General features: G+C 68.8%; 21 protein-coding genes. 10 read left to right on the top strand and 11 right to left on the bottom strand.

Going from position 1 to position 20,452, the window contains the following annotated elements; genetic code table 11:
- Positions 1-125 precede the first annotated feature (125 nt).
- Positions 126-1,151 carry an aspartate-semialdehyde dehydrogenase gene (locus GX543_RS08425; RefSeq protein ID WP_290851233.1) on the bottom strand — a complete coding sequence of 342 codons (1,026 nt, stop codon included), beginning with the start codon at positions 1,149-1,151 and terminating at the stop codon, positions 126-128.
- A gap of 10 nt (positions 1,152-1,161) precedes the next feature.
- Positions 1,162-2,427 (bottom strand): aspartate kinase, encoded by a 1,266-nt coding sequence (locus GX543_RS08420; protein ID WP_290851231.1) that lies wholly within the window; start codon positions 2,425-2,427, stop codon positions 1,162-1,164.
- A gap of 113 nt (positions 2,428-2,540) precedes the next feature.
- On the opposite strand from GX543_RS08420, the gene GX543_RS08415 reads away from it, so the two are divergent.
- The 6 genes from GX543_RS08415 to leuA all read left to right on the top strand — a co-directional run bounded on the left by GX543_RS08415 (position 2,541) and on the right by leuA (position 9,856).
- Positions 2,541-3,722 (top strand): hypothetical protein, encoded by a 1,182-nt coding sequence (locus GX543_RS08415; protein WP_290851230.1) that lies wholly within the window; start codon positions 2,541-2,543, stop codon positions 3,720-3,722.
- A 102-nt stretch (positions 3,723-3,824) separates the two neighbouring features.
- Entirely contained in the window at positions 3,825-4,556 is a 732-nt protein-coding gene (locus GX543_RS08410; protein ID WP_290851228.1) for a GntR family transcriptional regulator, read from the top strand.
- A 19-nt stretch (positions 4,557-4,575) separates the two neighbouring features.
- Positions 4,576-5,250 carry a cache domain-containing protein gene (locus GX543_RS08405; protein WP_290851226.1) on the top strand — a complete coding sequence of 225 codons (675 nt, stop codon included), beginning with the start codon at positions 4,576-4,578 and terminating at the stop codon, positions 5,248-5,250.
- Positions 5,251-5,337: 87 nt separating this feature from the next.
- A complete protein-coding gene (locus tag GX543_RS08400) occupies positions 5,338-6,342 on the top strand; it encodes a 2-oxoglutarate and iron-dependent oxygenase domain-containing protein (protein ID WP_290851224.1) in 1,005 nt (334 codons plus the stop codon).
- 8 nt (positions 6,343-6,350) lie between these two features.
- Entirely contained in the window at positions 6,351-7,838 is a 1,488-nt protein-coding gene (locus GX543_RS08395; RefSeq protein WP_290851222.1) for an MFS transporter, read from the top strand.
- Between the two features lie 170 nt (positions 7,839-8,008).
- On the top strand, positions 8,009-9,856 hold the full coding sequence (gene leuA, locus GX543_RS08390; protein WP_290851221.1) for a 2-isopropylmalate synthase: 1,848 nt from the start codon (positions 8,009-8,011) through the stop codon (positions 9,854-9,856).
- Positions 9,857-9,872: 16 nt separating this feature from the next.
- On the opposite strand, the gene GX543_RS08385 is transcribed toward leuA, so the two are convergent.
- Positions 9,873-10,862, bottom strand: a complete 990-nt coding sequence (locus GX543_RS08385) for a YafY family protein (protein ID WP_290851220.1) — start codon at positions 10,860-10,862, stop codon at positions 9,873-9,875.
- A 132-nt stretch (positions 10,863-10,994) separates the two neighbouring features.
- On the opposite strand from GX543_RS08385, the gene GX543_RS08380 reads away from it, so the two are divergent.
- Together GX543_RS08380 and GX543_RS08375 are read left to right on the top strand one after the other, a co-directional pair.
- Complete coding sequence (locus GX543_RS08380; protein ID WP_290851219.1) at positions 10,995-12,476, top strand: MFS transporter; 1,482 nt, start codon at positions 10,995-10,997, stop codon at positions 12,474-12,476.
- 11 nt (positions 12,477-12,487) lie between these two features.
- A complete protein-coding gene (locus GX543_RS08375; RefSeq protein WP_290851218.1) occupies positions 12,488-13,207 on the top strand; it encodes a hypothetical protein in 720 nt (239 codons plus the stop codon).
- Between the two features lies 1 nt (position 13,208).
- Here GX543_RS08375 and GX543_RS08370 read toward each other — a convergent pair whose 3' ends face one another.
- The gene (locus tag GX543_RS08370; RefSeq protein ID WP_290851217.1) at positions 13,209-14,276 is read right to left on the bottom strand and encodes an alpha/beta hydrolase; all 1,068 of its coding nucleotides are present in this window, start codon (positions 14,274-14,276) and stop codon (positions 13,209-13,211) included.
- 98 nt (positions 14,277-14,374) lie between these two features.
- Between GX543_RS08370 and GX543_RS08365 the strand changes: the two genes are divergently transcribed.
- Both GX543_RS08365 and GX543_RS08360 read left to right on the top strand, forming a co-directional pair.
- The gene (locus GX543_RS08365) at positions 14,375-15,652 is read left to right on the top strand and encodes a MurT ligase domain-containing protein (protein WP_290851216.1); all 1,278 of its coding nucleotides are present in this window, start codon (positions 14,375-14,377) and stop codon (positions 15,650-15,652) included.
- Positions 15,652-16,365: a glutamine amidotransferase gene (locus GX543_RS08360; protein ID WP_290851215.1), complete on the top strand. Its 714-nt coding sequence runs from the start codon at positions 15,652-15,654 to the stop codon at positions 16,363-16,365. The genes GX543_RS08365 and GX543_RS08360 overlap by 1 nt, the downstream gene beginning before the upstream one ends.
- A 57-nt stretch (positions 16,366-16,422) precedes the next feature.
- On the opposite strand, the gene GX543_RS08355 is transcribed toward GX543_RS08360, so the two are convergent.
- The 7 genes from GX543_RS08355 to GX543_RS08325 all read right to left on the bottom strand — a co-directional run bounded on the left by GX543_RS08355 (position 16,423) and on the right by GX543_RS08325 (position 20,429).
- The gene (locus GX543_RS08355; protein ID WP_290851214.1) at positions 16,423-17,031 is read right to left on the bottom strand and encodes a DUF4334 domain-containing protein; all 609 of its coding nucleotides are present in this window, start codon (positions 17,029-17,031) and stop codon (positions 16,423-16,425) included.
- Positions 17,032-17,098: 67 nt separating this feature from the next.
- Positions 17,099-17,632 (bottom strand): hypothetical protein, encoded by a 534-nt coding sequence (locus tag GX543_RS08350; RefSeq protein ID WP_290851335.1) that lies wholly within the window; start codon positions 17,630-17,632, stop codon positions 17,099-17,101.
- A 56-nt stretch (positions 17,633-17,688) separates the two neighbouring features.
- Positions 17,689-18,300: a recombination mediator RecR gene (gene recR / locus GX543_RS08345; protein ID WP_290851212.1), complete on the bottom strand. Its 612-nt coding sequence runs from the start codon at positions 18,298-18,300 to the stop codon at positions 17,689-17,691.
- Between the two features lie 10 nt (positions 18,301-18,310).
- Complete coding sequence (locus tag GX543_RS08340; protein ID WP_290851211.1) at positions 18,311-18,667, bottom strand: YbaB/EbfC family nucleoid-associated protein; 357 nt, start codon at positions 18,665-18,667, stop codon at positions 18,311-18,313.
- A gap of 5 nt (positions 18,668-18,672) precedes the next feature.
- Entirely contained in the window at positions 18,673-19,020 is a 348-nt protein-coding gene (locus tag GX543_RS08335; RefSeq protein WP_290851209.1) for a hypothetical protein, read from the bottom strand.
- A gap of 19 nt (positions 19,021-19,039) precedes the next feature.
- The gene (locus GX543_RS08330) at positions 19,040-19,924 is read right to left on the bottom strand and encodes a pseudouridine synthase (RefSeq protein WP_290851207.1); all 885 of its coding nucleotides are present in this window, start codon (positions 19,922-19,924) and stop codon (positions 19,040-19,042) included.
- 67 nt (positions 19,925-19,991) lie between these two features.
- The gene (locus tag GX543_RS08325) at positions 19,992-20,429 is read right to left on the bottom strand and encodes an SRPBCC family protein (RefSeq protein WP_290851206.1); all 438 of its coding nucleotides are present in this window, start codon (positions 20,427-20,429) and stop codon (positions 19,992-19,994) included.
- Positions 20,430-20,452: the final 23 nt, after the last annotated feature.

The following is a 20,452-nucleotide window of genomic DNA, read 5'->3' as shown; positions in this document are numbered from 1 at the left end:
AATGCTACTCGTGAGTAGCCCCAAATTCGTGCCATCGCAGTGATAAGTGCCACATTCGGTAACAAAAGAGGCGCCGCTCGCGAGCGAGGCTCACGAGCGGCGCAACAAGCGTTCCGATCCGGCGCTCAGACCAACAGCTCGGCGATCTGGATCGTGTTGAGTGCCGCGCCCTTGCGGAGGTTGTCGCCCGAGACGAACAACGCTAGACCGCGTCCTTCCGGGGCGCCCTCGTCCTGACGGATGCGACCGACCAGCGAGACGTCGCCGCCGGCCGCGTCGAGCGGAGTCGGGACGTCGGCGAGCGAGACGCCGGGAGCGTTCGCGAGGATCTCGCGCGCCTGCTCCGGGGTCACCGCTTCGGCGAACTCCGCGTTGATCGAGAGCGAGTGACCGGTGAAGACCGGGACGCGCACGCAGGTGCCGCTGACGAGCAGCTCCGGGACGTTCAGAATGCGGCGCGACTCGTTGCGCAGCTTCTGGTCCTCATCGGTCTCACCGCTGCCGTCCTCGACGAGGGAGCCGGCCAGCGGCACCACGTTGAACGCGATGGGGGCGACGTAGTTGATCTTCTCGCCGAGATCGACCGCACTGCCGTCGTACACCAACTTCTCGGCGTCGGCGACGCCTGCTCGGACCTGACCCGCGAGCTCTTGCACGCCGGACAGACCGCTGCCGGAGACCGCCTGGTAGCTGGAGATGACGAGACGCTTGAGCACCTTGGCATCGTGCAGCGGCTTGAGGACCGGCATCGCGGCCATGGTGGTGCAGTTCGGGTTCGCAATGATGCCCTTGGGCGGATTCTTTGCGAGTTCGCCGTTCACCTCGGCCACGATCAGCGGCACGTCGGGGTCCTTACGCCATGCCGACGAGTTGTCGATGACGGTGACGCCCGCTGCGGCGAACCGCGGGGCCTGGACCTTCGACATGGTGCCGCCCGCCGAGAACAGCGCGATGTCGAGACCCGTGGGGTCTGCGGTGGTGGCGTCCTCGATCACCACGTCCTGACCGCGGAACTGCAGGGTCTTGCCCGCAGAACGCGAGGACGCGAAGAACCGGATCTCGTCGACCGGGAAGTCCCGATCCTCGAGAAGCTGACGCATGACGCCGCCGACCTGGCCGGTGGCGCCGACCACTCCGAGTCGGATACCCATGTCAGTTCTCCTATCGTCCGGTGCCGCCGTAGACCACGGCGTCCTCTTCGCTGCCGAGACCGAAGGCCTCGTGCAGGACCTGAACCGCGCGGTCGAGGTCCTTCTCGCTGATCAGAACAGAGATTCGGATCTCCGAGGTCGAGATCAACTCGATGTTGATGCCGGCGTCGCTGAGCGACTCGGCGAACGTCGCGGTGACGCCGGGGTGGCTCTTCATGCCTGCACCGACCAGCGAGACCTTGCCGATGTCGTTGTCGAGGATCACCTCGCTGAAACCGATCTCGTCCTTCAGCTTGCCGAGCTCTTCGACGGCGAGGTCGCCGAGTTCGCGGGGCAGCGTGAAGGTGATGTCGGTCTTGCCGGTGTCGACCGCCGACACGCCCTGCAGGACCATGTCGATGTTGATCTCGGCGTCGGCGACGGCGCGGAACACCTTGGCCGCGTAGCCCGGCTTGTCGTCGATGCCGACCACGGTGACCTGAGCTTCGCTGCGGTCATGGGCCACACCGGTGAGAATTGCGTCTTCCACTGGGATGTCCTCCATCGAGCCGGACACGAACGTGCCGGGCTTTGTCGAGTACGACGAGCGCACATGAATTGGAACGTTGTAGCGGCGGGCGTATTCCACGCAGCGCAGCATGAGGATCTTGGCGCCGCACGCGGCGAGCTCCAGCATCTCCTCGAACGAGATGTTGTCGAGATGTTTGGCATTCGGGACGATCCGCGGATCGGCGGTGTAAATGCCGTCGACGTCGGTGTAGATCTCGCAGACATCCGCCTCCAGCGCCGCGGCGAGCGCGACCGCCGTGGTGTCGGAGCCGCCACGGCCGAGCGTGGTGACGTCCTTGGTGTCCTGCGAAACGCCCTGGAAACCGGCGACCAGGACGATCTTGCCGTTGTCGAGGGCGTCGCGGACTCGACCGGGAGTCACGTCGATGATCTTCGCCGAACCGTGCGTGCTGGTCGTGATGACGCCGGCCTGGGAGCCGGTGAACGACTGCGCATCTTCGCCGAGGGCGTTGATAGCCATCGCAACGAGCGCGTTCGAGATGCGCTCACCCGAGGTGAGAAGCATGTCCATCTCGCGCGCCGGCGGATGCTCAGTGACCTGCTGTGCGAGATCGAGGAGCTCGTCTGTGGAGTCACCCATCGCGGAGACCACGACGACGACATCATTGCCAGCGCGCTTGGTTTCGACGATGCGCTCGGCGACCCGGCGGATGCGTTCGGCATCCGACACGGAGGATCCGCCGTACTTCTGGACGACCAGTGCCACGTCGTGCAACCTTCCTTATCCATCTACCTGTCTGCTGGACTTTCGCCGGGTTCACCTTACCTGGGACGCCTGTCGCGGCACATTCTGGCGAGCTCGCCGTAGGATCGCCTCCGATGACTACCGCCCGCACGATGTCCTCGCTTCAGCGCTTCGGCGCGGCTCACGAGTTCGCACTCCGATGCATCGCGGTCTACCTGGTTGTCCGGGTCGTCGGAATCGTGATTCTCACCGCCTTCGCGGCCTATCACGCGATGCCCATGGTCGACGTCCTGTCGATGTGGGACGGCGAGTGGATGCTCGGCATCGCGCAGTACGGCTACGGCGGCGTTCCGTTGAACTTCACCGACGCCAACGGCATCCACACGGAGTTCACCGCCTACGCCTTCTTCCCCGGCTATCCGATGACTGTCCGGACGCTGGCCCTGATCCCCGGCGTCTCGACCTTCGGCGGCGCCATGCTGGTCGCCGTCGTCGCCGGCCCCCTCGCCGCGGTGGCGGTGGGGCATGTCGGCCGACTGTGCGCGCAACGGGTGCGGGAGTCGGTGCGTCCGGCGAGCACGTCGACGGCCGGTCTGGTGCTGGTGGGCCTGTTCGCGGCGACCCCGATGTCGGTGGTCCTGAACATGGCCTACACCGAGGGGCTGTTCTGTGCGGCCGCAGCGTGGGCACTGGTCGGCATCCTGGAACGTCAATGGCTGCTCGCCGGATTCTGCGCATTCGGCGCCGGCCTGGTGCGTCCGACGGGCGCCGCCGTGATCGGCGCGGTGATGCTCGCAGCCTTCCTGGCCCGGCGCGACGGTCCGCGCGCGTGGGCGGCGGTCGTGATCGCCCCGCTCGGCTACCTCGGCTACCTGGCATTGGTCGGCGCGCGGACGGGCAGCATCGACGGCTGGTTCCAGATTCAGACGTCGGGCTGGAACACCCGTATCGACGGCGGCGCCGCGACGTGGCGCTTTCTCAGCGAGTCGCTGGGCCGCAGTTCTGAGTTCTCCGCGATCGCGACCGCGCTGATCATCGTCGCGGTCCTGCTCTTGGCGGCATGGTCGGTCGCCGACCGCGTGCCGTGGCCGGTCCTGCTCTACGGCGGAGGCGTGCTCGCGTCGATCCTGCTGTCGGACGGCCTGATGATGAGCCGGGCTCGACTGCTGCTGCCCGCGTTCGTCCTTCTTCTTCCCGTCGCCCTGCGCATCGCCCGACGCCCGCGCGGCGAGATCCTGGCATTCCTGGCGGTGGCCGCAGCCTTCTCCGGTTGGTTCGGCGCGTACATGCTGACCGTCTTCGAGTACGCAATCTGAAGCGTATTCGTTTCAAACTGCGGGAGCGTACCGCCTGACCGAGTCCTCCACCGCGAGAGTATGTTTGCCCTAATCAATCGGCGAAGAGAGGACCGAAGCAGTATGCCCACCGGACCGACTCGCAGCATGTCGGCGGTGTTCACCCCGCTCCGCTCTGGATCGCTGGTCGATCAGATCAGCGAACGCATCGCCGAGGCCGCCGAGTCAGGCCTGCTGGAGCCGTCCCAGCGGCTGCCCAACGAGGTGGAGTTCGCTGCCGCACTCGGCGTCTCCCCGCTGACGATTCGAGAAGCCCTCGCCCGGCTGCGCGACGCCGAGATCGTCGTGACGACCCGCGGTCGCAACGGCGGCAGCTTCATCTCGCCCGAGCTCGCGCCGTCGACCGAACGCGCCGAGTCCCGCCTCCGCGACACCACCCGCGCCGAACTGACCGATCTCAGCGCACACGTCGAGGCCCTGGCCGCCGGGTGCGCGCGCGCCGCCGCACGGCGCGCGGGCGAACGAGATGTCGAGCAGATGCGCTCGTTCGTCTCGGCCGAGGGATCCGACTCCGCCGAATGGCGTCGACTCGAGACCGAGTTCCTGGTCGAGGTCGCCGCCGCCGGGCGCATCGCGCGCCTGGCTCGCGCACTCATGCAGGCCCAAGCGGAGTTCGGGGTGCTGAGCTTCCTGCCCAACACCGATGCGGAGTTCCGCACCGCAGCCGCCGATCATCGCGAACGACTGATCAACGCCATCGCGTGTCACGGCGAGGCCGAGGCCGAGGATGCGGCCCGGGCGCTCATCGCGCATTCCGCATCGTGGCTGCTGACCCGTCACGCCGAGCTCGTCTGACCCGCCGGAGAGAGGCTTCATGACCGCGCCGCGTAAGACCCCGCCCGAGGTGACCGAGGTGGCCCGATCGCTCACACCGCAGTCCGACCAGGTGCAGCGGTGGGCCGTCACGCTGGGCCGAAGCCTGACCGCTCGGCGCGGACCGCTCACCGGAGCCGCGATCGACCGCATCGTGAAGCCCGACGTCGAGGCCATGCTCGCCGCCGACCCCGACATCGCCGGGGCGGGATTCGTCGCCGCTGAAGGCATCGTCGGAGCCGACCGGAACTACATGGCCTGGTGGCAGGGCCCCGAGGCGGATCGGGTCGACGCGATCGCCAATCTCTCCGCCTCCACGCCGGGCCGCTACCGGGACACCGACTGGTACCGGATTCCGCTCACCTCGGGCCGGTTGACCGTCACCGGACCGTACGTCGACCTGCTGTGCACCGACGGCTTCCTCCTCACGTACACCGCTCCGGTCGAGTGGGGCAGGCCGGAAGGGCCGCTGGGCGTGGCCGGTGTCGACATCGCCATTCCGTCCCTGGAACGCCTACTCGCCCGCAAGCTCGCGGCGGTGTCGGCCACGGCGTCCCTGGTCAACAACGACGACCGCATCATCGTCACGGTCTCCCCGCAGGCGTCACCGGGCGACTTCGCCGAACCCTCCGACCAGCGGTGGACCATCGGTCACGGCCTCTCGGTGATCGCCTGATAATCGAGTCGCCGACGCTGTGACGGCCGTCTGACTTCTAGAATCGACCTCCTAGAACGACGTTGTTCAACGAGCAGAGGACTGACCATGCCGGAGACTCGCACCCGACTCCCTGTCGTGGACATGTCGACGCTCGACGGGACTCCGTCCGGTGGCGAGGCCTTCCGCGCCGCGCTCCGATCCGCGACACACGAGTTCGGCTTCTTCTATCTCGTCGGACACGGGATCGATCGAGAGACCCGCGAGGCGCTCTTCACGACCGCCCGCGACTTCTTCGCCCTCCCGGACACCGAGAAGTTCCGTGTCGAGATGCTCGCCAGCCCGCAGTTCCGCGGGTACACGCGGTTCGGCGGCGAGTACACGCAGGGTGCTGTCGACTGGCGCGAACAGATCGACATCGCCGCTGAATACGAGCCACTCGGCGAGGATCCCGCGTTCCTCCGGCTGGACGGGCCCAATCTCTGGCCCGACGCACTCCCCCGTTTTCGCGAGGTGATGCTCGACTGGCAGCGGCATTGCGGCGACCTCGGGCTGCGCTTGATGCGTGAGTGGGCGGTCAGCCTCGGCGCGGCACCCGACACGTTCGACGAGGCGTTCGCGGAACGCCCGTCGACGCTGTTGAAGGTGGTCCGATACCCGGGCCGCGAGGAGACGCAGGACCGGCAGGGCGTCGGCGCCCACAAGGATCCGGGCGTGTTGACGCTCCTGCTCGTGGAACCCGGCAAGGGCGGCCTGCAGGTGGAGCACGACGGCGAGTGGATCGATGCGCCGCCGGTCGAGGACGCCTTCGTCGTGAACATCGGCGAACTGATGGAGTTCGCCACCGACGGCTACCTCAAGGCGACCATGCATCGCGTGGTGTCGCCGCCCGCAGGCTCCGAGCGACTGTCGGTGCCGTTCTTCTTCAACCCGGCGTTGGCGTCGACCATGCCGCAGATCGCGTTGCCGCCCGAACTGGCCGCCGAGGCGTCCGGCATCACGCAGGACCCCGACAACGTGATCTCGGGAACGTTCGGCGAGAACATGCTGAAGGCCCGGCTGCGGGCACACCCCGACGTCGCCGCGCGGCACCACGACGATCTGCTGGGCTGAGGTCTCGGATGCCCGCACCGGCGGCCACCGCCGCACCCGCACCCCGGCGGACCTGGATCGGCCTCGCCGTCCTGACCCTGCCGGTCCTACTGGTCTCGATGGACTTCTCCGTCCTCTATCTGGCGATGCCGACCATCGTGAACTCGCTGGATCCCACCGCCACCCAGCAGTTGTGGATCCTCGACATCTACGGGTTCATGATCGCCGGCCTGCTCATCACGATGGGCAACATCGGCGATCGCATCGGACGACGACGCATCCTCCTGTGCGGGGCCGCGGTCTTCGGCGGGGCGTCGATCCTCGCCGCTTTCGCCGCCGACCCCGGCGCACTCATCGCCGCCCGCGCGCTGATGGGTCTGGGCGGTGCCACCCTGATGCCCGCCAGCCTCGCCCTCATCGCGAACATGTTCACCGACAGCCGCGAACGCGCCCGCGCGATCGGCATCTGGACCTCGGCGTTCGCCGGCGGCGCGGCGATCGGGCCGGTGCTCGGCGGCCTGCTCCTGCACCAGTTCTGGTGGGGCATCGTCTTCCTCATCAATGTGCCGGTGCTGGCGATCCTGTTCGCCGCCGGGCCGTTCATCCTGCCCGAGTTCCGGGCGACGAGCACCGAGCCGTTCGACATCCTCGGTGTCGCGTTCTCGTTGCTCGGCATCCTCCCGGGCGTGTACGCGGTCAAGGCCCTCGCCACCGCGGGCCCCTCGCCGCAGGCGATCGGCGCAGGCGTCTTCAGCATCGTGATGCTGGCCGTCTTCCTCTGGCACCAGTCCAGGGCCGCGGCTCCGCTGGTGAACCTGAGCCTGTTCAAGAATCCGCTCTTCAGCGCATCCCTGGCCGTCGCGCTGGTCGGCATGATGGCCCAGGGCGGCATCACCTATCTCGCGAACACCTACCTGCAGTCGGTGCTGGGCCACGACGTCTTGGCTGCCGCCCTGGCCGGGCTGCCGATGGCGGTCACCGTCGCCACGTTCTCGATCTTCGCCGACCGTGTCTCGCGGTTGCTGGGGCCACGGTTCGCGCTCGCGGGGTCGGTTCTGTTGGCCGCCGTCGCCAACATCGGTTTCCTGGCCTTGGGCACGTCGTCACCGATCTGGATGTACATGGCCCTCAGCGCGGTGGCCGGCGTCGGATACGGCGTGCAGTTCGCTCTCGTCACCGACGTCGTGGTCGGCGCAGCGCCGCCCGAACAGTCGGGAGCGGCGTCCGGCATCTCCGAGACGAGCTTCGAACTCGGCACCGCACTCGGTCTGGCGCTGCTCGGGTCGCTGTCCACGGCGGTCTTCCTCTCCCACGACGACGGCCACGGCTTCTCCGACTCTCTCGGCGAAACCCTCAAGCGCACAAGCGAACTCGGCGAGGCCGGCGACGCGACGGCCGACGCCGCCAAGGCCGCCTTCGTCGACGGCATGCACGTTTCGGCCACCGCGGGCGGTGCGCTGCTGGCGATCCTCGCCGTCGTCGTGTTCGTCGCGATGCGGAACCCCGCCCGCAGGTGAGGACTTTGGGCGGCGGCGAGCCCGCCGTGAGCGGTGTTATGCTCGAAGACATGCAGCGTGCACTTCTTCTCGGTTGCCGCGGCGGGGTCTGATCCGACCGGCCCTCCGTCGCGGGGCCTCTTTACGCGCCGGTCAACCCCATTCCTTTCCATCAGGAGATTGACCAGATCATGGCACCAGCAGACGCATTCACTTCCGGCCCGAGCCGCATCGTCGAGCCCAACGGCCCCATTCCCGACGACCAGCCCAGCTGGAATCCGCAGCGCAATTCCGCGATGCCCGTGCATCGCTACCGCAGCTTCGAGGCCGAGGTCGAGAAGATCTCGCTGCCCGATCGCACCTGGCCCGACAAGGTCATCGACCGCGCCCCGATGTGGTGCGCCGTCGACCTGCGCGACGGCAACCAGGCGCTGATCGACCCGATGAGCCCGGCGCGCAAGCGCCGCATGTTCGACCTCCTGGTCCGCATGGGCTACAAGGAGATCGAGGTCGGCTTCCCGTCGGCCAGCCAGACCGACTTCGACTTCGTCCGCGAGATCATCGAGGACGGCGCGATTCCCGACGACGTCACCATCCAGGTGCTGACGCAGTCGCGCCCGGAGTTGATCGCCCGCACCTTCGAGGCCTGCGCCGGCGCCCAGAACGTGATCGTCCACTTCTACAACTCCACGTCGGTGCTGCAGCGGCGCGTGGTGTTCCGCGCCGACAAGGCGGCGATCACCAAGATCGCCACCGACGCCGCCGAACTGTGCCTGGAAGAGGCCAAGAAGTACCCGGACACCAATTGGCGTTACGAGTACTCGCCCGAGAGCTACACCGGGACCGAGCTGGAGTACGCCCGGGACGTCTGCGACGCCGTCTCCGCGGTCATCGCGCCGACCCCCGAGAAGCCGCTGATCCTGAACCTGCCCGCCACGGTCGAGATGGCCACGCCGAACGTCTACGCCGACTCGATCGAGTGGATGCACCGCAATCTGGCACGCCGTGATTCGATCATCCTGAGCCTGCACCCGCACAACGACCGCGGCGAGGGTGTCGCGGCGGCCGAGCTGGGCTACATGGCAGGCGCCGACCGCATCGAGGGCTGCCTGTTCGGCAACGGCGAGCGCACCGGCAACGTCTGTCTGGTGACCCTGGGCATGAACATGTTCAGCCGCGGCGTCGACCCGCAGATCAACTTCGCCGACATCGACGAGATCCGCCGCACCGTCGAGTACTGCAACCAGCTGAACGTCCCCGAGCGCCACCCCTACGGCGGCGACCTGGTCTACACCGCCTTCTCCGGCAGCCACCAGGACGCCATCAACAAGGGCCTGGACCAGATGAAGATCGACGCCGACGAGGCCGACAAGGACGTCGACGACATCCTCTGGCAGGTGCCGTACCTGCCCATCGACCCGAAGGACGTCGGCCGCAACTACGAGGCCGTCATCCGCGTCAACAGCCAGTCCGGCAAGGGCGGCGTCACCTACATCATGAAGGCCGACCACGGCCTGGAGCTGCCTCGTCGCCTGCAGATCGAGTTCAGCCGCGAGATCCAGAAGCTCACCGACGGCGAAGGCGGCGAGGTGAACGCGAAGGCGATGTGGGACGTCTTCGCCCGCGAGTACCTGGAGCCGATCAACCCGCTGGAGCGCATGCGCCAGCGCGTCGACGCCGCAGAGACCGACGACGGTGAGGACTCGGTGACCGCCGTGGTCCGCGTCGACGGCGTGGAGAAGGAGATCTCCGGCTCGGGCAACGGACCGCTCGCCGCGTTCGTCGACGCCCTGTCGACGATCGGCTACGACGTCCGGGTCCTGGACTACTCCGAGCACGCGATGACCGCGGGCGGCGACGCCGAGGCGGCCAGCTACGTGGAAGCCGAGATCAACGGCGAGACGGTGTGGGGCGTCGGCATCGCGCCGTCGATCACCACCGCCAGCCTGCGAGCCGTGGTCTCTGCGGTGAACCGCGCATTCCGCTCGCCGACGGTCGTGGAAGAGGCCGCCGAGGGCGCGCGCACCTGGGCGCCGTAAGGCAGCCGAGCCTGCGTCACCCGTCGGTCTCGCGGTCGGCCAGGTACAGGGCCCGCGCCTGCCTCGCGTTGCGTCCACGCAGGTCCCGTAGCAGGTCGGCGGGGATCTCCAGGAACTCGTAGTCGGCATCGAGACCGCCGAGCGCTAGGGCCAGCCACCCGGGATCGTCGACGTGCATGACCACCAGCGCCCCGTCGGCGTGCGCGGCCACCTCCGACCACCGCCCGATCTGGTGTCGCACCGCGTCGGGGTCGGCGTGCACGACGGCGCGGACGCGCTGGTGATCGCGTCCATGCCTCAGCCCGGCCCGGACGTAGGCGGCGGGATCGCCACCGGGAACCGCGCGCGGGGCAAAGCGCCGCTTCTGCGGCTTCGCGTCCCGCAGTCGGTCGAGCCGGAAGGTGCGCCAGTCCTGCCGGTCGAGATCGTAGGCCAGCAGGTACCAGCGACGTCCCACCGGAACCAGGCGCAGCGGCTCGGTGCGACGCGCCCCGGGCGCGCTGCCCGACCGTTCTCCGGGCGCGTAGGTGAAGGTCAGTTCGGTGGCGTCGCGACAGGCGAGTGCGACGGTCGTCAAGGTCTCGGCGTCGATCGGCGGTGCCTGGTACTCGCCGGGCAGCACCACGCTCATCGCCCGCAGCGCGTCGGCTCGGCGCTGCAGCTTGGGCGGCAGCACCTGCATCACTTTGGCCAGCGCCCGCACCGAGGCCTCCGCCAGGCCGGCCGCGGACCCCGATGCCGCGGTGCGCAGCGCGCTGACGATGGCGACCGCCTCCTCCTCGTCCACCACCAGCGGCGGCAACGACCCGCCGGGAGCCAGCTGATACCCGCCGCCGGTCCCCCGCACCGATTCCACCGGGTAACCCAGTTCCCGGAGGCGTTCGACGTCCCGACGCACCGTCCGCTCCGTGGTCCCGAGCCGATCGGCTAGCTCGATCGCCGACCACAACCGGTGCGCCTGCAGCAGCGCGAGCAGCTTCAGAGTGCGTGTCGTCGTATCGGCCATACCTGCATGATGCAGCATTCACCGGTCAGATTCTGTCCGGAAGTATTCACCGTTCTTCCGGACCGATTCGGTCCACAACGATTCCTACCGTCATGAGTACCGAAACCCCGATCCCACCGCAGGGAGGCTCTCATGTCAGTCAATTCACCCACGTCGTCCTCGCCGGCCCCACCCCCGTCCTCGATTCAGTCCCCGCCGTCCGCGGGCGTCGCCGATCCACCGATCGGTGCCCGGGCCCGGACGATCGCTCTGATCTGTCTGCTGGCCGCGTCGTTCATGGAACTGATGGACGCGACGGTGGTGAACGTCGCGCTCCGCACGATGAGCGACGACCTCGGGGCGTCCGCGACGGCGATGTCGTGGGTGGTGGCGGGCTATCCGCTCGCCTACGCGATCGGCCTGATCCTGGGCGCCCGACTCGGCGACCGGTACGGCAGGCGCAGACTGTTTCTGATCGGCCTCGTGGCCTTCGGCGCATCGTCGCTGCTGTGCGGCCTCGCCCTGTCCCCGAGCTCCCTCGTGGTGTTCCGGATCCTGCAGGGCGCCGCGGCGGCGCTGATGATCCCGCAGGTCCTGACCAACATCCAGGTGCTCTATCCGCCCGCCGAACGCGGCCGCGCCATGGGGTTGTTCACCTCGATCATCGGCATCGCCGCCGTCGCAGGCCCCGTCCTCGGCGCATTCATCACCGACGGCGACTGGTTCGGACTGTCCTGGCGCCCGGTGTTCCTCATCAACGTGCCGGTGGCCGTGATCGCGCTGATAGCCGCCCGGATCTTCATCCCGGAGACCTTCGCCGAACGCCCGGCGCCGATCACCCCGGGGTCGGTGGCCCTTCTCGGCGGATCGCTGGCCGCGATCATGGCGCCGATCACCCTCGGCCCCGAGAACGACTGGCCCGCGTGGGGGTTCGCGGTGATGGCGGCGGGAGCGGCCGGACTCGTCCTGTTCGCCAGGCGCCAGCTGACTTCGGCACGAAACGGCGTGGAGCCGCTGGTCCCGCCCGCCGTGTTCGCGACGCGATCGTTCCGCACCGGCCTCGCCGCTTTCACCGCATTGAGCATTCCGACCGGCGGCTTCTTCCTGATTCAGTCGCTGCACGTGCAGGCGTCGCACGGATGGTCGGTGCTGCACACCGGTCTGATGTGGATCCCGTTCTCCCTGGCGGTCCCGGTGTTCGCCGGACTCTCTGCGACGATCCTCGCCGCCCGTTTCGGCAAGCGGGTGCTGCAGGTCGGCGCCTGGGTGTTCGTCGTCGGCCTGACGACGTTGATCACCGCGGACACTTCAACCCACCCCGCGCTGTGGTTCACCGTCGCGCTGGTGATCGCCGGCGCGGGCTTCGGACTGATCGTCGGCGCCGCCGGGCTGCTGGTCCTCAACGACGTCCCCGTCACCCTGGCCGGCGCTGCCTCGGGCGTCTTCAACACCATGCAGGCGCTGTCGGTCGCCCTGGGCGCCGCCGCCCTCGGCACCGTCTACGCCTCGGTCACGGAGTCGAGCGGCCTCGCCGACGGCTACCGCGTCGCGATGCTCGCCATGATCGGACTCGTAGTGGTGGGCGGCGTGATTGCTCAGGCGATGCCGAAGCAGATCGTCGTCTCGCCCGAGTAGCATCGGCTGTCGTGCGAAGTAGACTGCGGGTCGGGGCTGCGGTGTCGGCAGGGATCATCCTCGCGACACTGCTCTCAGCGTGCGGAAAGGCACCGTCCGATTTCGACGCGCTGGCGAGAAAGGTCGACACCGTCCCGTACTCGCGGTTCGACGATGCAGGCAAGGACCACATCTACGACAGCCGCATCTTGCGGATGGACCTGCGCTCGTTGCCGATCTCCGGCTCGTCGCTCGGCATCGCGAGAGACCGTTGGCCTGCCCTCTCCTTCGGTCCGGGGCTCCTGCTCGCCTTCGACGGTCCCAGCGGGCGCTCTACCAGCCGTGCGGTCACCGTCAGTATCACCACCGATACCGACGGTGTCGTCAACTGGGTCCACGCCAACCGTTCGCTCCCCGCCGACGAGCTCATCGCCGAACTGCGCCGCGGGGTCGAGGACTGGGGTCTACCCCGCGACGACGTCGAGGCGTTGATAGCGGACCTGCATCGTCATCTCGCGCCGGGCTGCCCCGAGGTAGTGCCCAAACTGATCGCCGATTGCTCACTCGGGAGCGACACGACTGGTGTCGCACCGTCGGGCATCGTCGCCCACGTGGAAGTCCGCCACGACGGTGACGACCTGATACAGATCAGTTACAAATTGCCGTTGTCGCCCGCCTACTACACGCCGAGCGCGCTCACGACGATCCGCACGACCGGCCGCCTCCCCCGACTGACCCCGGCAGGCGAGTGACCTATCCGACCGCGCGGACCGCCGCGGCGACCGCCTCGCCCATCCGGATCACCGAGGCGTTCGCGGCCGGGCTCAGCGCCGCCATGTTGAGGAAACCGTGGATCATGCCGCCGGAGCGCTCGACGGTCACCGGGACCCCGGCCTTCTCCAGGGCGTCGGCGTACTCCAGCCCCTCGTCGCGCAGTGGGTCGAAGCCCGCGACGATCACGTGTGCGGGGGCCAGCCCGGAGAGGTCGTCGGCCAGCAGCGGCGACACCCGCGGATCCGACAGCTGCTCGCGCGACTCGAGGTAGGTGTCGCAGAAGTAGTCGATCTGGGCCTCGGTGAGGAAGTAGCCGGTGGAGAACTCGTGGATCGACTCGCGCTTGCGCGACATGTCGACGACCGGATAGATCAGCAGCTGCAGGCAGGGCACGACGGCTTCGCCCTTCACCTGCTGCGCGACCACCGCGCTGAGATTTCCGCCCGCCGAGTCGCCCGCGACGACGACCGCATTCGGGTCGATGCCCCACTCGGGCGCCTTCTTGACGGCGAAGCGCCACGCGGCGAGGCAGTCGTCGACTGCCGCCGGAAACTGATGCTCGGGCGCGAGGCGGTAGTCGACGGACAGCACGTCCGCGCCCGACGAGACCGCGAGCGCACGGACCGCGGAGTCATGGCTCGCCCGACTGCCGAGAACAAAGCCGCCGCCGTGGAAAAACACGATGAGGCCGCGGCCGGTGCCGTCGACGCTGTACCGAGTGGCGGGCACCGGTCCGGCGTCGGTCTCGATGATCAGGTCCTCTTCGACCGCGAAGGCGTCGAAGCTCTGCGCCATCATCACGCTGTTCAGCTCGAGCGTGTGCCGCGAGACGTCGACCGACTTGCCGACGAGGGCGAGCGAAGGAATGTAGGCCGATGCCGTCGCGACCAGGGCCATCGCCGGATCGAGACGGTCGCCGTCACTGTTGACCGTGGTGAGTCGCGACATCGCTTTCAGCAGCGGTGCCGGGACCTTGCCCGCGCCTCGCAGGACCGATTGCTGGATCTTGAAACGAAGGGGCAGCTTCACTGCTGTTGCGCGACTCACAGTGCCGAACCTATCACCGACCGTTGGAACGGTCACTCCTCGACGCATCCGGTCCCCGGCCGAACCGGGCACTCCCGCGGATGTGGGAAACTCGTGGAATGCCGGAAGCCACTCGCCTACCCGTCCGTACCCGCGCGGCGCTCGCCGCCGCGGCCTCGGCCCGCTGGGCCTCGCGCACCGCCGGTCGCGGTAAAGGCTCGATGATCGGCGGCCTGATCGCCGAGAAGATCGACCCGCGGATCATGTCGCGCCTCGCCGCCGGCCGCACCACCGCCCTGATCACCGGGACCAACGGCAAGTCGACCACCACGCGGATGACCGCGGCCGCCCTCGCCGAACTCGGCGACGTGGCCACGCAGGCCGACGGCGCGAACATGGACGCGGGCATCATCGCCACGCTGAGCCTGCAGCGCGACGCCCGGATCGCGGCGCTCGAGGTGGACGAACTGCACGTCGCGAACGTCGCCGCCAACACCTCCCCCGCGGTGTTCACCCTGCTGAACCTCTCGCGCGACCAGCTCGACCGCGTCGGCGAGATCAACATCATCGAGCAGAGCCTGCGCGGCGCCGTCGCCGCTCATGCGGATGCCGTCGTCGTCGCCAACTGCGACGACGTGCTGGTCACCTCCGCCGCGTTCGACGCACCGAACGTCGTCTGGGTGGCCGCCGGATCGAGCTGGGTCGGCGACTCCGTCAGCTGCCCCCGCTCCGGCGAACCCGTGGTCCGCAGCGCCGACGACTGGTACTCCACCGGACGCGAGGACTTCCGCCGCCCGACCCCGCAGTGGTGGTTCGACGACGACAACATCTACGGCCCCGACGGCTTCTCCGCACCGATGACGCTGAGCGTTCCCGGACGCGCGAACCGCGGCAACGCCACTCAGGCCGTCGCGACCGCCGTGGCCATGGGCGCCGACCCGGCGTCGGCGGTCAAGGCCGTCGGCACGGTCGGCAACGTAGCGGGCCGCTACGGCACCGTCGAACTCGGCGGTCATCGCATCCGCACCCTGCTCGCCAAGAACCCCGCAGGCTGGCAGGAAGCGCTGTCGATGATCGACGAGACCGCCGACAGCCTGGTGATCGCGGTCAACGGCCAGGTGCCCGACGGCGAGGACCTCTCCTGGCTGTGGGACGTGCGCTTCGAGGCCTTCGAGCAGGCCAAGGTGATCGCGGCGGGCGAGCGCGCCGCCGACCTCTCGGTGCGGCTGCTGTACGCGGGCGCCGAGCACACGGTCGTCGACAGCACCTTCGACGCCATCGCGTCGTGCCCGCCGGGACGCGTGGAGGTCCTGGCCAACTACACCGCGTTCCGCGACCTGAACGTCGCACTGGAACGGGCGGGCGCAACGCCTGCCGCCATGGAGGGGAACGCCTGATGAGTGAATCGACCCTGCGCATCGGCCTGGTCCTGCCCGACGTGATGGGCACCTACGGCGACGGCGGCAATGCCCTGATCCTGCGGCAGCGCGCACGCATGCGCGGCCTGGACGCCGAGATCGTCGAGATCACGCTCGACGACGAGGTCCCCGAGTCGCTCGACGTCTACACGCTCGGCGGTGCCGAGGACAACGCCCAGCGTATCGCCACCCGCCACCTGCAGCGGTACCCCGGCCTGCAACGCGCCGCCGAGGCCGGTCGGCCGGTTCTGGCGATCTGCGCGGCCATCCAGGTGCTCGGCCACTGGTACGAGACGTCGGCCGGCGAGCGGGTCGCGGGCATCAGCATGCTCGACCTCACGACCTCCCCGCGCGAGGCCCGGGCCATCGGCGAGTTGGTGACCACCCCGGTGCTCGGCGGGCTGTCGCAGCCGCTGTCGGGATTCGAGAACCACCGCGGCGGCACCGTGCTCGGCAGCGCGGCCAAGCCGCTCGGCAGGGTGCGCAACGGCGTCGGCAACGGCGACGGCTCGGGTGTCGAAGGCGCGGTGCAGGGCAGCGTGATCAGCACGTACATGCACGGCCCGGTGCTGGCGCGCAATCCCGAACTCGCCGACTACCTCCTGGAGCGGGCCACCGGCACCGCGCTGGCCCCACTCGACCTCCCGCAGGTGGAGCGGCTGCGCCGGGAGCGGATCGCCGCGGCGCAGTAGCCCGCCTCGCGCGTCGGGAGCCGTGCCACCGGTGACCCGATCTGACGGCAGTGTCCGTCAGGCGGTTTCCCGGCGCAGGGTGAACAGGAACGGCCGGTCGATGGCACGGAAGTCCATCGCACCGATCACCGTGTCGTCGTCGACCTTCCGGAAATGATCGTTGATCGGCAGTGCGTCGTAGCTCATGGTGGCCGTGACGACGCCCCGGTACTCCACCGGGCGCAGACGCGCCGCGGGCTTGGTGGTCCGCGCCAGGCGAAGGACGCGTGCCGAGAGCGCACTCACCGTTCGGTTCTCCAGGAGCGGGGTGAGGGAGACGGCCGCCTTCATCGGCAGCAGCGCCGGGTTGACGCTGAAGAGCTTCGGTCGAGTCCCGAAGATCAGCGGGTGCACGGCGTCGACGCTGTCGAAGCGCTTGCCGTGCCAGCCGGTGGCCTCCAACATGCCGTCCATCGGGTGGTCGGTGGCCAGCCCGCCGCCGCGCCAGGCGCCCAGCATGTCGTCGACCGCGACCGCCGGGCACGCGTCGAAGAAGGCCAGCGCGTCGTCGAGTGTCGCCGACCGCTCGAGCTCTTCCAGCCGGGCCAGGCGCTGCCCCGCCGCCATCGTGGAATCCGCTGCTATGGAATCCGCCGCCATGGAATCCGCTGCCGTGGAATCCGTCATGGTCTACCGCCTTTGTCGAAACACCTTTGTCGAAACGGGATCGTTCCCCAACGGTAGTGCGGCGCGCTCACTCGGCTTCGAGCACCTCGCAACGGTCGCGGGTTCCGTCGATCGCGAACCAGCCCTCCTCGAACTGCTGCCACGCAACCAAGTGATCGCGGTCCGCCTCGCCGTCGCGCGCGACGGTCCGGGCCAACCGATCGTCGGACGACGGACCGTCCAGCCAGAATCGATGGGCGAATCGATGCGCCGAACTGCGCCGGGCCGACGTGACGCCCTCGATGATCAGCAGCGGCTGCCACCGGATCCAGGTCTCCGGCCCGATCTCCGGTCGACCGTCCACCCAGATGCGGGGCCGGTAGAAGTAGTCGTGGCGGCGTTCGAACGCGCGGATCAGATCGCGTTCCAATTCGGGCCACCACGACGCGGGATCGTCCCAGGTGGCGTAGTCGTCGGTGCTGATCAGCACGCTGGAGCGTCCGCGGTCGGCCAGCGCCCGAACCAGCTCCGCGGCGAAGGTGCTCTTGCCCGCGCCGGACGGCCCGTCGATGGCGACGATCCCGTCGGTGAGTCCGTAGCGGACGGCGACGTCGTTCGCCAGCCACGCCCAGTCGCCTGGCGACGGATCGGCGTGCACCGCAGCGGAGCCTGCCACCGTCAGACGAGGATTCGACGGCCCGACAGCGCCCGGCCCAGCGTCAGTTCGTCGGCGAACTCCAGGTCGCCGCCCATCGGCAGGCCCGAAGCCAGACGGGTGACCGACAGCCCCGGGAAGTCCTTGAGCATGCGAAGCAGATAGGTCGCCGTCGCCTCGCCCTCGGTGTTCGGGTCGGTGGCCACGATGATCTCCGAGACGTCCTGCCCGTCCGGCTGATCGCCGAGACGACGCAGCAGTTCACGGATCCGGAGTTGATCCGGACCGATGCCCGACAACGGATCGAGGGCGCCGCCGAGGACGTGATAGCGGCCGTCGAACTCCTTGGTCCGCTCGATCGCGTAGATGTCCTTCGGCTCCTCCACCACGCAGATCTTGGTGACGTCGCGGCGCGCGTCCCCGCAGATCCGGCACAGCTTCTCGGCCGCGACGTTGCCGCATTCCACGCAGAAGGTGACGTCGTCGCGCACGTGGCCGAGCGCCGAGATCAATCGGTCGATCTCGACGTTCTCGCCCGCCAGCAGGTGAAAGGCGATCCGCTGGGCGCCCTTGGGGCCCAGGCCGGGGAGCTTCGCGAGCTGGTCGATGAGATCTTGAATCGGGCCTTCGTACATGGTGGTGCCGTCAGCCCAGTCCGGGCATGCCGCCTGCCAGCGGTCCCATCTTCTCCGAGACCAACTCGTCGCGGCGCGCGGCGAGATCGGCGAGCGCACCGATAACCAGGTCCTGCAGCGTCTCGATGTCCTCCGGGTCGACCACGTCGCGCGAGATCTCGACGGCGGTGATGTCGCCGGTGCCGTTGCCGGTCACCTTGACCAGGCCGTTGCCGGCCGTGCCGGTCACCTCGGCCGCAGCGATCTCCTGCTGGGCGGACTCCATCTGCGTCTGCATCTGCTGAACCTGGGCGAGCAGCCCGGCCATGGGATTCTCGCCGTCGGCTCCGCCGCCGAACAGTGCGCTGGGATCGAATGCATCAGTCACAGTCATCAGGGTAGTCGGTCCATGCCGAGGAGCCTTTCGACGTGCCCGGCGAGTTCGTCGATGTCGGTGTCGCTGTCGGCCGCCAGCGCGAACGAGACCACCTCGTCGCCGAACAGTCGCGCGGCCTGCGGGACCAGCGCGAACTCGAACCGGTCGGCGCCCACCCGTCGCCACGCCTGCACGCCCGCGAAGACCGGCGCGCTGGCCCCGGTCGTGATGCAGTACTCACCCGCGCGCGGGCTTCCGGGGAGGTCGCGCTGCAGTTGAAAACAGGCGTCGGACTCCTCGTCCAAGAAGACGACGGCCTCGCAGCCCAGGTCCGTGTGCCGTTCGTAGGAACCGATGATCGCCATGCCCGCGAGGGTACGCGGATCAGCGTGCCGAGTTGAACCGGCGCGGCTCGCCGGTGAACGGGTCGTCGAACTCCAGCTCGGCGGCGATCAACCGCAGCGGCGTCGAGAAGTCCCCGCGTTCGGGGGCCGTCGCGAGGTCGGCGTCGACGTCCGGGTACAGCGGGTCACCCAGGATCGGCACGCCGAGGCCGGCCATGTGCATCCGCAATTGGTGGGTGCGGCCGGTGGTCGGATGCAGCAGGTACTCGCCGACGCCGCCGTCGAGCGTGCGGGCCAGGGTGATGTCGCTGATCGCGTTGACCGCACCGGCGACCACCTGCGCGCGGAGATCGCCCGCGGTCTTCACGATGCGATTCTCCACCCGGACGCCTGCGGCCAGCGACGGATCGACGGGCGCCAGCGCGCGATAGGCCTTGCGCACTCGGCGCTCGGCGAAGAGTTCCTGGTAGGCCGCCCGCACCTCGCGGCGACGGGTGAACAACAGCACGCCCGCGGTCAGCCGGTCGAGCCGATGCGCGGGTGCCACCTCGTCGGAGTCGAGTTGCCGGCGCAGTCGGACCAACGCGGTCTGCGCCACGTGCGCGCCGCGCGGCATCGTCGCCAGGAAGTGCGGTTTGTCGACCACCACGAGATCGTCGTCGAGGTGCAGGATCGGCATCTCGAACGGGACGTCGAACTCCCGCGGAAGGTCGCGGTACAGGTACACCGACACCGGTCTGGTGACCGGACTGTCGAGGTTCACCGGACCGCCGTCGGCGTCGACGAGCTCGCCCGCGGCCGCCCGCTGTCGGAGGTCGGCGTCCGTCAGGCCCGCCAACGACGGCGCGGCCAGCAGCGAGTCGACGACCGCCCACGGCCGGACACCGTTTCCGTGGAGTCCAGTGTCGGGCAGACGCAACACCACCCGGGTGGCATCGATGCCATCCCGGGCGGCAAGCGGTTTGACGCGACGGCGTCCCCGACGGCTCAGCTCAGCCCTCGAGTCGAGTCTTGAGGTTGGTGAGCTGCGCGGTCTGGATCCGGCTCAGGCCCTTGGGCGCGAAGGTCCGCTCGAAGAAGCCGCCGATGCCGGTGGCACCCTTCCACGAGGTGCTGACGTCGACTTGCGAACCGGTACCGGACGGGGTGACGCGGTAGGTGGTCACCAGCGTCGAGTTGCGGTCGGTCTCGGTGATCGTGTCACCGCTGACGGTCACATCGGCGGTCACGTCGCGCTGACGCTTCTCGGTGGCCTGCAGGATCCAGTGGACCACGGTTCCCGCACCGGTGCCGCCCGACTCGACGCGGAAGTCGCGGTAGTTCTCCGGGAGGATCGCCGGACGCACCGTCGCGTAGTCGGCGAGAGCCGCGCTGACCGTTTCCGGGGCTGCATTGATGGCGATGCTCGCGGTGGCTGTTACCTGTCCCACTTGTGGTGGCTCCTTTGGGTTGT

It is taken from the genome of Gordonia sp. (in: high G+C Gram-positive bacteria), assembly GCF_012515855.1.
Taxonomy (GTDB): Bacteria; Actinomycetota; Actinomycetes; order Mycobacteriales; family Mycobacteriaceae; genus Gordonia.
The sequence above is the reverse complement of the archived record's forward strand: the minus strand, read 5'-3'. Positions and strand labels throughout refer to the sequence as shown.